A 15,414-nucleotide genomic window follows, 5' to 3' on the forward strand; every position below is an offset into this window, starting at 1 on the left:
GATCAGGAGGCAAATCGCCCGCGCAGCCAACTGCGCGGGCGAGACGCGTCTGGACAATCGCTGCCGGCGTGGATAATACTAAAAAAGGTATTTTTTCCTGTCCGAAGGAGAGCGCCATGCTCTCGCATGAACGTGTCTGGGCCGCGATCGACGCTCTTGCAGAGCGTTATTCGCTTTCGGCGTCGGGCCTCGCCAAGAAGGCCGGGCTCGACTCGACCGCGTTCAACAAATCCAAGCGCCAGTCCGTCGACGGCCGGCCGCGTTGGCCTTCGACTGAGTCGCTTGCCAAGATCATCGAGGCGACCAATTCTTCGCTTGAGGAATTCCTGGGTTTCGTCGAACCGGCGAAGACGACTGTCAGGACCAGGCCACGGGAGAGACAGACGGGCGTGCCGCTGCTCGGCTTTGCCCAGGCGGGTGCTGGCGGCTTCTTCGACGATGCCGGCTTCCCGGCGGGGCAGGGCTGGGAGCTGATCGAACTTCCGGCGCGCGCCACCGACAGTTCCTACGCACTTGAGGTTCAGGGCGACTCGATGCTGCCGCTCTATCGCAACGGCGACGTGCTGATCGTCGAGCCGGGGGCTGCGGTACGCAAGGGCGACCGCGTGGTGGTCAAGACGATCTCGGGCGAGGTCATGGCCAAGGTGCTCGAACGTCAGACGCAAGCAGCCATTGAGCTGGTGTCGCTCAATCCCGAACACCCCAATCGGCGTTTCCAGACCGCCGAAGTCGAGTGGATGGCGCGTATCGTCTGGGCGAGCCAGTAAGGCCGATGCGCCCAGCAGCCATAGCCGTCGCCGCCGCCGGTTTCGGCATCGCCACCCTGCTCGTCACCTTGGGCGGGCAAAGATTGGCGGCCATCGAAGCGCCGGCTGTGGACGTCATCGATGAAGACGACCTCCCTCCCGACGATAGCGCTGAGGTTGACCCAACGCAGCCCGAGCCGCAGGCGCCTGAAACAACGAACGCTGCTCCCGGTGATGTGGTGCCGCCCACGGCGGAGCAGGGCGGCTTGTTACGGGAGGCGCCGCGCGCGCCGCTGAGCGACCTGAGCCTCGCTCTGCCGCCGACGCCGAAGATCACCGACGAATGGGACGGAACCACGCTGTTCCAGCCGGTGGCTTCCGCTGCCGGGCTGATTGAAGCCAAGGGCCTGCGCGTTGCGATATCGGGCGTGGCAAAGGTGGATGCCGGCGAAAGCTGCACCTTCGAAGGCAAGGAGTGGAACTGTGGTGTTCGAGCGCGCACGGAGTTTCGCAGCTTCTTGCGGAGCCGTGCCGTGGTCTGCGACGTGCCAGCCGATGCAGCGCAGGGCGATGTCGTCGCCAAATGCCGGATAGGCAAGCAGGATGTCGGCGCGTGGCTTGCGGCAAATGGCTGGGCGAAGGCCGATGCAGGCGGACCCTATGGCGACATTGGCAAGAAGGCCGAGGCCGAGAAGAAGGGCATCTACGGCCCACCGCCGGAGCGTATCGAGACGACGATCTCGCCGGACGCCATGAGCCTGCCCTCGGTCGAAGGGGAGCCTGCCGAGCCAGCGGCAGAGGCTCTGATCCAGTAGGACGCTCTGGCGGAGACCGGCAGGCGCTCCATGCATTCGACGCCAGGCTGTTATGCCGGCTCGACGGCGAAATAGACGGTCGAGCCGGCATCCAAGACGTTAGGCTGCCAGTTTGCCTTCCAGAGCCTTGCGAATCAGAGCGCGCGTTTCGACGATGCCATAAAGTGCTGCAAACGAGCCAAAGCGCGGTCCGCGTTCCTGGCCGATCAGCACCTGGTAGATCATCTGGAAGAAGGCGACCGATACGCCAGGGCCGCCTTCCGGGCTTTTCTTGGAATGATCCTGGTAGCGCTCGATCTGGCGGGCGATGTTGAGCACGGCGTTCTGGATCGCTTCGCCGTCGGCACCCGCAGGCAGGGCGCCGAGTGTCGCTTCGAGCGCTTCCAGTGCTGCGCGTTCGACATCGTCGGCCGCGCGGAAGGTCTTCGTCGGCTTCACGAAATCGTCGAAATAGCGGATCGCATAGCCCGTCAGCCTGTCGAGCTCAGGATGCGTTGCAGGCGTTGTGCCAGGCGCATGGCGCGAGATGAAGCCCCACAGGACGTCCTTGTTCTGGGCGTTGGAGGCGCTGACCAGGTTGAGCAGCATCGAGAACGGCACCGGCATGTCGACAACCGGCGGGTTGCCGTCATGCATGTGCCAGACCGGATTGCCCAGCCGCTCTTTCCACTCCTGCCGGGGATAAGCGGCGAGGAAGGTGTAATATTCGTCCACAGCCCGCGGGATGACGTCGAAATAGAGCTTCTTGGCCTGACGCGGCCGCTGGAACATATAGAGCCCGAGGCTTTCGGTCGGCGCATAGGTCAGCCACTCGTCGATGGTCAGCCCGTTACCCTTCGACTTGGAAATCTTCTGGCCATTCTCGTCCAGGAACAGTTCGTAGACGAAATGCTCCGGCGCGTGTCCGCCCAAAATGTTGCAGATGCTGTCGTAGATCACCGCATTCGTCTGGTGGTCCTTGCCGAACATTTCGAAGTCGACGCCGAGCGCTGCCCAACGCATGCCGAAATCCGGCTTCCACTGCAGCTTGACCTTGCCGCCGGTGACAGACAGCGTGGTCTCGGTGCCTTCGTCGTCAAAGGTGATGGTGCCAGCCTTGGCATCGACATGCTTCATCGGCACGTAGAGCACGCGGCCGCTCTTCGGCGAAATCGGCAGGAATGGGCTGTAGGTCGCCTGGCGTTCCTCGCCGAGCGTCGGCAGCATCACCGCCATGATCTTGTCGTAGCGCTCGGCTGCGCGCAGCAGCATCGCGTCGAAACGACCAGCCTTGTAGTATTCGGTCGCACTTGCGAATTCGTAGTCGAAGCCGAACGTGTCGAGGAAGCGCCGCAGCATCGCGTTGTTGTGATCGCCGAAGCTGGCATAGTCGCCGCCAAAGGGATTGGGCACTGATGTCAGCGGCTTGTGCAGGTGCGGCTCGAGAAAGGCGCGATCCGGCACGTTGTCCGGGATCTTGCGCATGCCGTCCATGTCGTCGGAGAAGCACAGAAGCTTGGTCTTGACCTTGTCTTGGGTCAGCACGCGGAAGGCGTGGCGCACCATGGTTGTGCGCGCCACTTCGCCGAAGGTGCCGATATGCGGCAGGCCCGAGGGGCCATAGCCGGTCTCAAACAAAACGGTCTCGGGGAAATCCTTGCCTTTGTAGCGCTCGACGATCTTTTTGGCCTCCTCGAACGGCCAGGCTTTGCTTTCAGCCGCTGCCGCGAGGATTTCGGGGTTGAGATCGATGATGTTTGATCTCGTCATGTCGAGAGCCCTTTTTCGTTGGGCGGAATGTCCGCCGAAGACGGCATGCTCTATGCGCGCATGCCGCGGGCGTCAACGATTCCGGCCATTTTTCATTGCAGCTGCGCCCTTGTGTTCTTAAGTTCGGGCGGCAAATCAATCGTTTGGAGACCTCCATGCCCTTGCCGACCGCCCATGAGGCGCTGATCTATCTGATGGTCGTCACGTCTGCTTCCGACCGCGACATGACCGATGTCGAGCTGACGCGGATCGGCGAGGTGGTCAGGACGTGGCCTGTCTTCATGGATTTCGATGCCAAGCGGCTGATCTCAGTGGCCCAGGATTGCCAGGAAATGCTCCACGCGGAAAATGGCCTCGACGACATACTGGATACGGCGCGCAGGGTGATTCCCGAGCGGCTACACGAAACCGCCTATGCCGCGGCCTTCGAGGTGGCATCGGTCGATCTTGAAATGCGGATGGAGGAGGTGCGCATCCTACAGCGCCTGCGCCAGCATCTGAGTGTCGATGCGCTCACTGTCGCTGCCATCGAACGCGCGACCAAGGCGCGCCACCGCACGCTGACCTAGAAAAAGCTGACCGGGAAATAGCGAAGATAAAGCTCGGCGAAGGTGCCCTTGGCCGAGATCTCGTGCAGCGCATAATCGAAGGCGGCGGCCAGTCCCGGATTGTCCGGCTTGGTTGCGATTGCAAGCCCGGTGCCCAGATATTCCGGTGCGAGGTAAGGGCCGCCGGCAAAGCGGCAGCAGCCGGCGGCATCGGTGCCGGCGAGCCAGAAGGACAGGCGCATGCCGTCGCCGAAGACGGCGTCGAGTTTGCCGTCCTTGAGGTCAATGTTGAGCCAATCCGGCTTGGTATAGGTGACGACCTTTACTTTGCCGAAATAGTCCCTGAGCACGCGCTCGTGGGCCGAGCCGGCAAGCACGCCCACTCGTTTGCCCATGAGTGTGTCGACAAGCGGCTCGGCGACGGCTTGCCCCTTCTTCATGATGAAGCGTGCGGGGAATTGGAGATAGGGCCGCGAAAACGCGTATCTTTCGCGCGTATCCGCCGTTGCCGGCACACCGGCGATCAGCGCTTCGCCTTCGCCTAAGTTCAGCGCGTTATCGAGCTCGGCCCAGGGCAGGGCCTGGATCTGGCATTTGTCGGCGACACCGAGTTCAGCGCAGATGGCGCGGGCAAGGTCGATATGGAAACCGGACAGCCGGCCGCTTTTGTCGATGAAGTTGAAGGGCGGAAAATCAGTCGTCGTCAAGAAGCGCAGGCGCGGTAGCGTCGAGAGGTCGGGCTTCTGCAGCCGCTCCTTGCTGTCCCACAGCACCGGCACCTGCGGTTCGGCAGCCTTGGCAGGGCCGAGCAGTGCTGCAAGCGACACTGCGATCGCAAGCATCAGCGGTGCGGGGTTCATGGCTGCGCTCYGGCCCTCGGCTAACGCGCCGCCAACGGGGCGACGGGGATTCACGTGTCTAAACTGCAAAAGCTTTACCGTCGTGATTGCCGTCAGGCAAAGCGATTGTGTGGCTGTGCACGACAAGGCATCGTAAGTCCACGATAGATATAAGCCATTATATGTAATTCGCGATATCTCACCCATTCGGGGCATGGCCTCGCTGAGACCGGTGTGCATTACTGCCTCGGGGAATTGCAGCATGGGGGTGTTGCAATGGAACTGGACCGGTCGCCTTGGGGAGGAAGCACGTACGCGTGCGAGCTGTGTACTGCAGCTGGCGTGGCTTGGTTCGATCACTGTCGTAGTATCCAAATTTACGGCTCTCAGGCCGTGGGTGCGTGATGGTCACGCTTGACAATAGTCCCGTGACCATCCGCGCCGCTTTTTCTGGAGGCCTGCCCCCAGAACAAATCTCAATCGAAGAAGCGAACGACAACAGCCTCAGTGCCTATGACCTGGCGCTGGTTTCCGTGCCGGAATTGCGGTCGGCACTCGACCGGCTCGGCCTTTCCGAGGCCAGCCGGCACAGCTTGGCTGCGCGCGCAACGTTCCATGGCACGACGTTCCAGGCCGAGCTGCTGGTCTCGGACCTTGTTTCCGAGCGCGCCTACTTTTCTTCGATGGCTCGAGAGATAGGCGTCGAGTGCCTGAAATCGGTCGATCCGCACCGGCTGATCATGGACGACAAGGCCTGCTGGACACAGTTCGACCGCAACAGCCGTGTGATGTGCGCCAGGCTATGTGAGGCGCCTGGACACTACACCTGGATCGTGGCGCCCGACCAGGCGGGCTGGAGCCTGCTTAAGCGGCATTGCCAGACCAGCGCCGACTTGAGATGCCGCATCAAAGTTGTCGCTCCATCAGTGCTTCGCGCGGCATTGCTGGTGCACGCGCGTCCGATGTTGACGCGATATGCCCTGACCAACCTGCATGACAAAAAGCCGGAGCATTCAGCGCGCGACGTGTTCTGGCCCTGGCAGAGCTACAGCCTCGGCATGCTGACGGTGTTGCTGCCGGCAGCCTTTGCCACGGCGCCTATGCTGGCGTTGTTTGTTGCCCATCTGATCACGGTCGCCTTCTTCATCGCATGTGCGGCTTTGCGAGCAGTTGCGGCGGTTTCGCTGCCGCCAACAAAACCGCCACCGATTTCTCTGCCGCTTTCACCACACTTGCCGGTCTATTCGGTGCTGGTCGCACTCTACAAGGAGGCTGAGGTCGTGCCCGACTTGCTGGTCGGGCTCAGCAAGCTGCTATGGCCGCGCAGCAAGCTTGAGATCAAGCTGATCTGCGAGGCGGACGACACGGAGACGATCGCGGCGATCACCGCCCATCCGCTGCGCACCTATGTCGAGGTGGTGCTGGTGCCGCCGTCGCTGCCGCGTACCAAGCCCAAGGCTTTGGCTTATGCCTTGCCGCTGACACGCGGCGAGGTGATCGTGCTCTACGACGCCGAGGACCGTCCGCATCCGATGCAACTCGCCGAGGCGTGGCAGCGCTTTCAAAGCTCCAAGGCCGACCTTGCCTGCCTGCAGGCCCCGCTTGAGATTTCCAACCGAGGTTCGAACATGATCGCCAACATGTTCGGCTTCGAATATGCCGCACTTTTCCGTGGCCTGTTGCCCTGGCTTGCTCACAATCAGGTCACGCTTCCGCTTGGCGGCACCTCCAACCATTTCCGGCGCGAGGTGCTGGAAGAGATCGGCGGCTGGGACCCCTACAACGTCACCGAGGATGCAGACCTGGGGCTACGTCTCGCCCGCCGGGGCTATCGCTGCGAGACGCTGTCATGTCCAACCCGCGAGGAGGCGCCTGAAGATCTCGCCTCATGGCATCGCCAGCGTGTGCGCTGGTTCAAGGGCTGGATGCAGACATGGCTGGTGCACATGCGCGAGCCACGTGCGCTGGCCGCAGAACTGCCTGCGATGTCCTTCATCGTCACCCAAATCCTGTTTGCCGGCATGGTGCTGTCGTCGCTGCTGCATCTGGTGTTGATTGCGATGCTGGTCGGACTGGCGGTGCAGATCGCGTTCGATGTGCCGATGGGGCTGTGGCAGTCATCCCTCGTTGCCTTGGATGTGATCAGTATCCTGCTCGGCTATAGCGCGTACCTGATGCTGGGCCGGCTCGCGCTCAAGCCGAGGGAAAAGCGCGGCTTCTGGAAGGTCTGCCTGTTTACCCCGGTCTACTGGACGATGTTGTCGGTTGCGGCATGGTGCGCATTGTTCGAACTGTGGCGGCGTCCTCATCATTGGTCAAAGACGCCGCATCGCAGGCGCGCGGCGAGGGCAAGGGCCTAGCCAGAACGGCGGTCAATCCTTCAGGAATTTCATGCCTTCTGCAATGATCTTGCCGTCCGGCCTGCCGACCTTGTCGAGGTCGCGTCCTTCATAGGGCAGCGCCCGCAGGATGTGCCTGATGACAGCGACGCGGCTGCGGCGCTTGTCGTTGGCCTGGACCACGATCCATGGCGCGTGCTGGGTGTGGGTCTTTTCGACCATCAGCTCGATCGCCTTGGTGTAGTCGTCCCACTTGCTGATGCCGGCGATGTCCATCGGCGAGAACTTCCAGCTTTTCAGCGGGCTGTGACGCCGGTCGTGGAAGCGCTTGAGCTGCATCTCCTGGCTGATGTCGAGCCAGAACTTGAAGAAGTGGACGTTGTCGTTGACGATCATCTTTTCGAAATGCGGCGTCTCGTCAAGGAACTGCCGCTGCTGCTCGGGGGTGCAAAAGCCCATCACGGGCTCGACGCCGGCGCGGTTGTACCAGGAACGGTCGAAGGTGACGAATTCGCCTGATGTCGGGAACTCGGCGACATAGCGCTGGAAGTACCACTGGCCGCTTTCGGTCTCGGTCGGTTTGGTCAGCGCCACGTTGCGCGCCGTACGAGGGTTCATGTATTGGCGAAGCACGAAGATCGTCCCGCCCTTACCGGCAGCGTCGCGGCCTTCGAAGACCGACAGAACACGCTTGCCGGTGGCTTGCAGCCAAGCCTGAAGCTTGACCAGTTCGACCTGCAACTGCTCGATGGTCTGATCGTATTCCTTCTGCGGAAGCTTGTCGTCATAGGGGTAGTTCCCCGACTTCAGCGCCTTCTTGTCGATCCAGTCCGGCAAGATGGGGTCGTTGACGTCGAAGGTCCTGGTGTCCTTGCCGACCTTGATCTCGATCGGGTCGGTTTTTGGCACGCCATCCACTTTCACCGCCGCTTCGGCGGCGCTGTCCTTCTTGCTTTCCCTGCCTTTTTTCATGACCTCGACACCTTTCCAGCTCGGCAACTCATGCTATGGGGTGGCTTGGGAGTGGTCCAGAGGCTTCTTGAAGGCGCTGTCGCGGCGGAAAATTCTTAATGGCTGAGACCAGCACGCAGACGAAGGCAAGGCGGACGGCAAGGCTCACGGCCGGCCGGCTCTACCAGAACCGCTGGATGCTTGCCGCCGCGGTCATCGCGGTGCTTGCAGTGCATTTTTTCGGCGCGTCTTCAGTGACCTTCACGGCGCTGACCATCGCAGCCCTTGTCCTGTTCGCGCTTGTTGCGCCGCGTACGCTAGGCGCGCGCCGGCTTGCCGAAGCAAACACGCGGGTCGACCGTTCGCCGCTCGACCGGCTATCGGGCGAAAAGCTGGCCGCGGCTGTTGCCGATCCGCTCATCATTTTCGATCGCGACGGCACCGTGGTGCACGCCAATGCGGCCGCCGAAACGGCCTTCGGTGCGATTAGGCCCGAGTTGCCGTTGTTGCTGAAGTTCCGTGCGCCGGAAATGCAGGCACTGATCGAAGCGGTGTTGCGTGGCGAAGGCAATGGGCAGGCGACGGACTATGTCGAGCGCGTGCCCTTCGAACGGGTCTATCGCGTTACGGCCTCGGCGGTGGGACGTGGCACCGGGCTGTTCGTGCTCGCCTTCAAGGATCAGAGCGAGGCGCGCCGCATCGACCGCATGCGCGCCGACTTCATCGCCAATGCCAGTCATGAGCTGCGCACGCCGCTTGCCTCGATCGCCGGGTTTGTCGAGACGCTGCGTGGGCCTGCCCGCAATGATCCCAATGCGCGCGACCAGTTCCTGCAGATCATGCAGAACCAGACCGGCCGCATGGCCAGGCTGATCGACGATCTCTTGTCGCTGTCGCGGCTGGAGATGAAGCCCTACCTGAAGCCCGGCGTACGCGTCGATCTGCGCCAGACGGTCGAGGCGGTCATTGCTTCGCTCGCTCCACTGGCCAGCGAAACCGGCGTGGTCATCGAGCGCGACTTTGGCGACGGACCATTCGAGGTTCACGGCGACCGCGACGAACTGTTTCAGGTGTTCCAGAACTTGCTCGAAAACGCCTGCAAATATGGCCAGTCGGGCGGGCGCGTGCAGGTAACGATGCGGCGGACCAGCGAAGGCGGCGAGCCCGAGACCGAGGTCACCGTTCGCGACTTCGGGCCGGGCATTCCTGCCGAGCACATCCCGCGCGTCACCGAGCGTTTCTATCGCGCCGATGTTGAAACCAGCCGCGCCCAGAAGGGCACGGGGCTGGGGCTGTCCATCGTCAAGCATATCCTGACGAGGCACGGCGCGCGGTTGTCAATCCGCTCGAAGCTGGGCGAGGGCGCTGCTTTCACGGTGCACTTTCCCGCCGCCTGAGTGAAATGCCGGTTGTTTCAGCGGTTTCTTTATTCCGTCACGCAGCTAGCTTAGGGTTGCGGATTCAAAGGCATGATTCATCCGCTTTGCAGGAAGGCCCGAGCAGAAATGCAGTCCGTTCATATCGTCAGCGCCTATGACGAAGAGTTGAAATATCTCGCCCGCAAGATTGCGGCCATGGGCGGCCAGGCCGAGCGCATGGTCGACCAGGCCATCGCAGCACTCGTCAACGCCGACCCGGCGCTTGGCCAGCGTGTGATCCAGGATGACGTGCTGCTGGACGAAGCCCAGCGCGAGATCGACGACAAGGCGATTCTCATCATCGCAAGGCGCCAGCCGATGGCGACAGACCTGCGCGAGATCATCGGTGCGATCCGCATTTCGGCCGACCTGGAACGCGTTGGCGATCTCGGCAAGAACATTGCCAAGCGCGTGTCGGCGGTCGCCGAAGGGCGCCAGCCCAACAGCCTGTTCCGCGGTCTGGAGGCACTGGCCGAACTGGCGCTGACCCAGCTCAAGGAAGTGCTCGACGTCTATGCCTCGCGCTCGGTCGAACGCATCGGCTTCGTGCGCGACCGCGACGAGCAGATCGACGCCATGTATACCTCGCTGTTCCGCGAACTTTTGACCTACATGATGGAAGATCCGCGCAACATCACGCCTTGCACGCATCTGCTGTTCGTCGCCAAGAACATCGAGCGCATCGGCGACCACGCCACCAACATCGCCGAGACGATCTACTACATCGTCACCGGCGAGCAGATGCCGCCGGAACGCCCCAAGGAAGACAAGAGCCATCGCGTGACCCTGTCTGGCGAAGGCAAGCCGGGCTGAGCCCGGAGCAAACAGGCTCTTCTGTGCGGGGTAGCAAAGGTTTAGACTGATGCTCTATCGGCGGGGCTCTTGCTCCGCAGGGGTGCAGCATGACCGAACTTGCCARGAAGTTCGACAAGGACYCCAAACTGGAAAGCGGCGTCGTCGCTTCCAGCGTCTATCTTGGCGGGCGCCGCATTGCCGATATCGCCATCGAAGAGGCTGGCGACTGGGCGGCCAAGGAAGGCCATGTCGTCTGGATCGGCCTGCTTGAACCCAGCCGCGAGCTGCTATTGCGGGTCCAGCAGCAGTTCCATCTCCACGATCTTGCTATCGAGGACGCCGAGCATCCCCACCAGCGGCCGAAGATCGAGCAATATGGCGACGCGCTGTTCATCGTCGCGCGCACGGCCCAGCTCGTGCAGGGCAGGGTGGATTTCGGCGAAACCCATATCTTCGTCGGCAAGGGCTATATCGTCAGCGTTCGCCACGGCGTTTCGACGTCCTATGCCGCCGTGCGCCAGCACTGGGAATCCTGTCCCGCCGCGCTCGCCAAGGGTGAGGACTTCATCCTCTATGCCATCCTCGACTTCATCGTCGACAACTATATGCCGGTGCTCGAGCAGATCGAAGAGGAGGTCGACGTCATCGAAGATGGCGTTCTGGCCAGGCCGATGACCTCAAGGGATATCGAGAGGCTTTACATGCTGCGCCGCGATCTGTTGCGGCTGCGCAATGCCGCTGGTCCGCTGGTCGAGGTCTGCCGGCGCCTGACGAGTGCCGACCTGCCGCAGTTGCGCCCGGCCATGCACCCGCTGTTTCGCGACGTCACCGACCACATTCGCACCGTGCTGGAAAAGATCGACAATCTGCGCGAGGTGCTGGCCTTCGCCTTCGAGGCGAGTTTGCTGGTCGGCCAGAGCCAGGAGACCGCGATCGCCAAGAAGCTCGCCTCATGGGCGGCGATACTGGCCGTGCCGACGGCACTTGCCGGCATCTACGGCATGAACTTCGCCGACATGCCGGAGCTACATTTCGAATACGGTTATCCAACAGTGCTTCTGGCCATCGCTGCCATCTGCTCGATCCTCTACTGGCGATTCAGGAAGAACGGCTGGCTGTGAAGGAAGCGAATGGAAAAAGGGCCCCGGATCGCCTTGGCAACCCGGAGCCCAGGGGCCCGTCCCATCAGTTATTCGCTTAGCGCGAGCGGCGGCGCTCGGAAGCCGGCTGAAACGCCAATTTCGAATGATAGCCGCAATAAGGTCCGCTCTCAGCCGCGTCATTGCCGCAGAAGTTGAAGTCTTCGCTCAGCGGATCGCCATTCGGCCACTTGCAGGTGCGCTCGCTGAGCTGAACCAGCTGCAGACGGCGCGAGATCGGCACGACGACATTCTCGACCGGGCGGATGTAGTGGCGGGCAACCGGCTCGACCTCGAACTGCGCCTGCAGTGCCGTGGCACCGATGCTTGCGGTCACGGTGCGCGTCGTCACCATTGTGCGCTGCACCGACTTGGTTGCCGTGGTGGCTTGCGTTGTCTTTTTCTGGCGTGCCGGTGCCGCCGTGGCGCGCCCGCGGCTCGACAGCTTCAGGCGGTGAACCTTGCCAATGACGGCATTGCGGCTCACGCCACCCAATTGTGCGGCGATCTGGCTTGCGCTCAGACCTTCCGACCATAGTTTCTTGAGAAGTTCGACCCGCTCGTCAGTCCAGTTCATGAGACCGTGCTCCTGATTTAACGTGCGGAAAGCGGAATCCATTTCCGGCCCGGCAAGCCGGGTGGACACCACATCTATTAGGTGAATATGTCCGCCGCACGAAATCTAGTTATTTCTCAATTACAATTATCGATGCGCGGAGTCCGTGACAAGAGTCGCGGGGGTCTTTGCGATTCGGTTTTTTCGGTTTTCCCCAACTTGCCGATGTAGCGTGGCCACATGGCAACGGATGGGTTGGATCACAGCGGCTTATGTGACGTTTTCGTTGACTTCATGGCAGAAAAACCTGATATAGCCGCAGGCCGCCGCTTTGAGGCGGCTTTTTTGATTTTCCGGGTTCGGAGAGACATATAATGAGCGGATCCGCGCTTTACGAGACCTTTGCTCGTGCACCCCTGGCTTTCGAGCGAGGTGAGGGCTCTTGGCTGATCACCGAGAACGGCGAGCGATATCTCGATTTTGCTGGTGGCATCGCCGTTAATTCGTTGGGCCACAGCCATCCGCATCTCGTTGCAGCGCTGACCGAGCAGGCCGCAAAGCTATGGCACGTCTCCAACCTCTACCAGATCCCCGGCCAGAGCCGGCTGGGCGAGCGCCTGGCGGAGAACTCCTTTGCCGATCGCGTCTTCTTCACCAATTCGGGCGCGGAAGCGATTGAGTGCGCGATCAAGACCGCGCGCCGCTATCAATATGTGAACGGCCATCCTGAGCGCTACCGCATCATCACCTTCGAAGGTGCCTTCCACGGCCGCACGCTGGCGACCATCGCCGCTGGCGGCCAGGCGAAGTATCTCGAAGGTTTTGGCCCGAAGGTCGACGGTTTCGACCAGGTCGCCTTCGACGACATCGATGCGGCCGAAAAGCTGATCGGCCCCGAGACGGCGGCGATCATGCTCGAACCCGTGCAGGGCGAGGGCGGCATCCGCCCGTTCCCGACGCAATCGCTGAAGCGCCTGCGCCAGCTGTGCGACAAGCACGGCCTGCTGCTCATTTTCGACGAAGTCCAGTGTGGCATCGGCCGGACCGGCAAGCTCTATGCCTATGAGTGGGCGGGTGTTGCGCCCGACCTGATGGCAATCGCCAAGGGCATCGGCGGCGGCTTCCCTGTCGCGGCCTGCCTGGCCACCGAAGAAGCCGCGAAGGCGATGACCGCTGGCGTCCATGGCACCACCTTTGGCGGCAATCCGCTTGCCATGGCTGTCGGTAACGCCGTTCTCGACGTTGTCCTCGAAGACGGCTTCCTCGAAGAGGTCAGCCGCAAGGCGCTGCTGATGAAGCAGGGCCTGGCAGCGATTGCCGACGAGTTCCCCGACGTGATCGAGGAGATCCGTGGCACGGGCCTGCTGCTCGGCATCAAATGCGCCATGCCCAACACCAAGGTGAACATGGCGCTGCGCGAGCAGAAGCTGCTGGCTGTGCCCGCGGGCGAAAACGTGCTGCGTTTGTTGCCGCCGCTGACGACGACCGACGCCGACATCCAAGAGGCGCTGGCGCGTATTCGTGCCGGAGCTGCCAGCCTCTCCAAGGCCGCCGCCAACGGCGGCTGAACCCAAGGAAGTTACATGACCAGCGGGATTCGCCATTTCACCGACCTCTCGGCACTTTCCGGGAGCGACCTTCGCGGGATTCTGGACGATGCGGCGGTGCGCAAGGCGCGCCTGAAAACCGGCGAACGATCCAAGCCGCTTGAAGGCAAGGTGCTGGCGATGATCTTCGACAAGCCGTCGACCCGCACGCGCATCTCGTTTGACGTCGGCATGCGCCAGCTCGGCGGCGAAACGATCATGCTGACCGGGGCCGAGATGCAGCTCGGCCGCTCGGAGTCGATCGCTGACACCGCCAAGGTGCTGTCGCGGTATGTCGATGCGATCATGATCCGCACCACAGCGCATGACCGGTTGCTCGAGCTGACCGAAAACGCGACAATTCCTGTTATCAACGGCCTGACCGACGACACCCATCCCTGCCAGCTGATGGCCGATATCCTGACCTTGGAAGAACATCGCGGACCGGTGCGCGGCAAGACCATTGCCTGGACCGGCGACGGCAACAACGTGTTGCATTCGCTGCTCGAGGCCTCCGCCCGGTTCAGCTTCAACGTCAATATCGCCGTGCCCGAAGGCAGCGAGCCGGAACAGAAGTACATCGACTGGTCGCGTGCCAATGGCGGCAAGGTGATGATCACCCGTTCGGCCGAGGATGCGGTGCGCGGCGTTGATGCCATCGTGACCGATTGCTGGGTGTCGATGGGGCAGGAGCACCGTGCTCGTGGCCACAATGTCTTCTTGCCATACCAGGTCAATGCCGACCTGATGAAGCTCGCCAAGCCCGACGCCTTGTTCATGCACTGCCTGCCGGCCCATCGTGGCGAGGAAGTCACCGACGAGGTCATCGACGRCCCGAATTCGGTGGTCTTCGACGAGGCGGAAAACCGGCTCCACGCGCAAAAGGCCGTGCTTGCCTGGTGCCTGGGCGCTTGAATGCCTGATCTGCCGCCCCTATCTGGTGCGGGATCAAATCAACCTATTGGCGTTAGCGCCTTGTTCTGCGACCATCGGCTGGCCCGAGGGCCGCAGAACCAATCATACGGGATAAGTTCCAGTGGCTGAGACCGAACGCAAGCTCGGCGAATTTGGGTTCGCCGGCGACGACCATGTTGTTCCATTCGCGGTGGAGCCGCTCGACGTGCGCGGGCGCACAGTTCAGCTCGGCCCGCTGCTCGACCAGATTCTTGAACGGCACGACTATCCGGAACCGGTGGCGCGGCTTTTGGCCGAGGCCTGCGTGGTCACCGTTCTGCTTGGCACCTCGCTGAAGTTCGACGGCAAGTTCATCCTGCAGACCCGCACCGATGGTCCGGTGGACATGCTGGTCGCCGACTTCACCACGCCGCATTCGCTGCGCGCTTATGCACGTTTCGACGCCGACCGCGTCGAGGCGGCGATCAGTGCCGGCATGACCGCGCCCGAAGATCTGCTTGGCACGGGTGTTTTGGCGCTGACCGTCGACCAGGGCGAACACACCCAGCGCTATCAGGGTATCGTCGAACTGAACGGCATCACGCTGGAAGAGGCGGCGCGGGCCTATTTCCGTCAGTCGGAGCAGATCCCGACCGATGTGCGCCTGTCTGTGGCAAAGCTCGTCCTGCCTGCCGAAGGCGGTCCGCGCGAGCACTGGCGCGCCGGTGGCCTTTTGGCGCAGTTCCTGCCTGACTCACCCGAGCGCCGGCGCGTGGCCGACATTCATGGCGGCGATGGCGACGAGCGCGATGTCACTGGGCATCCCGATGACAATTCGTGGCAGGAACTCCTGGCGCTGGTCGCGACCATCGAGCCGACCGAACTGATCGACCCGACCGTTGGAACCGAAAAGTTGCTCYACCGGCTGTTCCACGAACATGGCGTGCGCGTTTACGAAGGCGTGCGCGTCGCCGACGAATGCTCGTGCTCAGGCGAGAGGATCAAGGGCATCCTGCAGGGTTTCACGGCCGAAGAGATC

The 15,414-nt window shown here is 62.2% G+C and carries 14 protein-coding genes; 10 read left to right on the top strand and 4 right to left on the bottom strand.

The genetic code is table 11. The features are described 5' to 3' along the window. The first annotated feature begins 116 nt into the window (after window positions 1–116). Complete coding sequence (locus AC1DUU_RS08555; protein WP_476782994.1) at window positions 117–767, top strand: S24 family peptidase; 651 nt, start codon at window positions 117–119, stop codon at window positions 765–767. A 5-nt stretch (window positions 768–772) separates the two neighbouring features. Then, window positions 773–1,561: a thermonuclease family protein gene (locus tag AC1DUU_RS08560; RefSeq protein WP_476782995.1), complete on the top strand. Its 789-nt coding sequence runs from the start codon at window positions 773–775 to the stop codon at window positions 1,559–1,561. A 99-nt stretch (window positions 1,562–1,660) separates the two neighbouring features. Here the strand turns inward: AC1DUU_RS08560 and AC1DUU_RS08565 are convergent, their stop codons facing one another. After that, entirely contained in the window at window positions 1,661–3,310 is a 1,650-nt protein-coding gene (locus AC1DUU_RS08565) for a lysine--tRNA ligase (protein WP_476782996.1), read from the bottom strand. Window positions 3,311–3,465: 155 nt separating this feature from the next. Between AC1DUU_RS08565 and AC1DUU_RS08570 the strand changes: the two genes are divergently transcribed. After that, entirely contained in the window at window positions 3,466–3,879 is a 414-nt protein-coding gene (locus AC1DUU_RS08570; RefSeq protein WP_476782997.1) for a tellurite resistance TerB family protein, read from the top strand. On the opposite strand, the gene AC1DUU_RS08575 is transcribed toward AC1DUU_RS08570, so the two are convergent. After that, on the bottom strand, window positions 3,876–4,700 hold the full coding sequence (locus AC1DUU_RS08575) for a transporter substrate-binding domain-containing protein (protein ID WP_476783007.1): 825 nt from the start codon (window positions 4,698–4,700) through the stop codon (window positions 3,876–3,878). The genes AC1DUU_RS08570 and AC1DUU_RS08575 overlap by 4 nt on opposite strands. Before the next feature lie 401 nt (window positions 4,701–5,101). Between AC1DUU_RS08575 and AC1DUU_RS08580 the strand changes: the two genes are divergently transcribed. Continuing rightward, window positions 5,102–7,057 (top strand): glycosyltransferase, encoded by a 1,956-nt coding sequence (locus AC1DUU_RS08580; RefSeq protein WP_476782998.1) that lies wholly within the window; start codon window positions 5,102–5,104, stop codon window positions 7,055–7,057. Between the two features lie 12 nt (window positions 7,058–7,069). On the opposite strand, the gene ppk2 is transcribed toward AC1DUU_RS08580, so the two are convergent. Continuing rightward, window positions 7,070–8,008: a polyphosphate kinase 2 gene (gene ppk2, locus AC1DUU_RS08585; RefSeq protein WP_476782999.1), complete on the bottom strand. Its 939-nt coding sequence runs from the start codon at window positions 8,006–8,008 to the stop codon at window positions 7,070–7,072. A gap of 98 nt (window positions 8,009–8,106) precedes the next feature. Between ppk2 and AC1DUU_RS08590 the strand changes: the two genes are divergently transcribed. From AC1DUU_RS08590 to AC1DUU_RS08600, 3 genes are all read left to right on the top strand, one after another. Beyond that, complete coding sequence (locus AC1DUU_RS08590) at window positions 8,107–9,384, top strand: ATP-binding protein (RefSeq protein WP_476783000.1); 1,278 nt, start codon at window positions 8,107–8,109, stop codon at window positions 9,382–9,384. A 108-nt stretch (window positions 9,385–9,492) separates the two neighbouring features. Further along, on the top strand, window positions 9,493–10,218 hold the full coding sequence (gene phoU / locus AC1DUU_RS08595; RefSeq protein ID WP_476783001.1) for a phosphate signaling complex protein PhoU: 726 nt from the start codon (window positions 9,493–9,495) through the stop codon (window positions 10,216–10,218). 89 nt (window positions 10,219–10,307) lie between these two features. After that, window positions 10,308–11,321, top strand: coding sequence for a magnesium and cobalt transport protein CorA (locus AC1DUU_RS08600; RefSeq protein WP_476783002.1), 1,014 nt, complete (start codon window positions 10,308–10,310; stop codon window positions 11,319–11,321). A 76-nt stretch (window positions 11,322–11,397) separates the two neighbouring features. Here AC1DUU_RS08600 and AC1DUU_RS08605 read toward each other — a convergent pair whose 3' ends face one another. Beyond that, window positions 11,398–11,916 (bottom strand): GcrA family cell cycle regulator, encoded by a 519-nt coding sequence (locus tag AC1DUU_RS08605; protein ID WP_476783003.1) that lies wholly within the window; start codon window positions 11,914–11,916, stop codon window positions 11,398–11,400. A gap of 353 nt (window positions 11,917–12,269) precedes the next feature. Between AC1DUU_RS08605 and AC1DUU_RS08610 the strand changes: the two genes are divergently transcribed. The 3 genes from AC1DUU_RS08610 to AC1DUU_RS08620 all read left to right on the top strand — a co-directional run. Further along, on the top strand, window positions 12,270–13,463 hold the full coding sequence (locus AC1DUU_RS08610) for an acetylornithine transaminase (RefSeq protein WP_476783004.1): 1,194 nt from the start codon (window positions 12,270–12,272) through the stop codon (window positions 13,461–13,463). Between the two features lie 15 nt (window positions 13,464–13,478). After that, window positions 13,479–14,396: an ornithine carbamoyltransferase gene (argF, locus tag AC1DUU_RS08615; protein WP_476783005.1), complete on the top strand. Its 918-nt coding sequence runs from the start codon at window positions 13,479–13,481 to the stop codon at window positions 14,394–14,396. Between the two features lie 121 nt (window positions 14,397–14,517). Beyond that, the coding region (locus tag AC1DUU_RS08620; RefSeq protein WP_476783006.1) for an Hsp33 family molecular chaperone at window positions 14,518–15,414 on the top strand (897 nt) is incomplete at its 3' end.

Source organism: Aminobacter sp. P4_H6_2, from assembly GCF_056400805.1.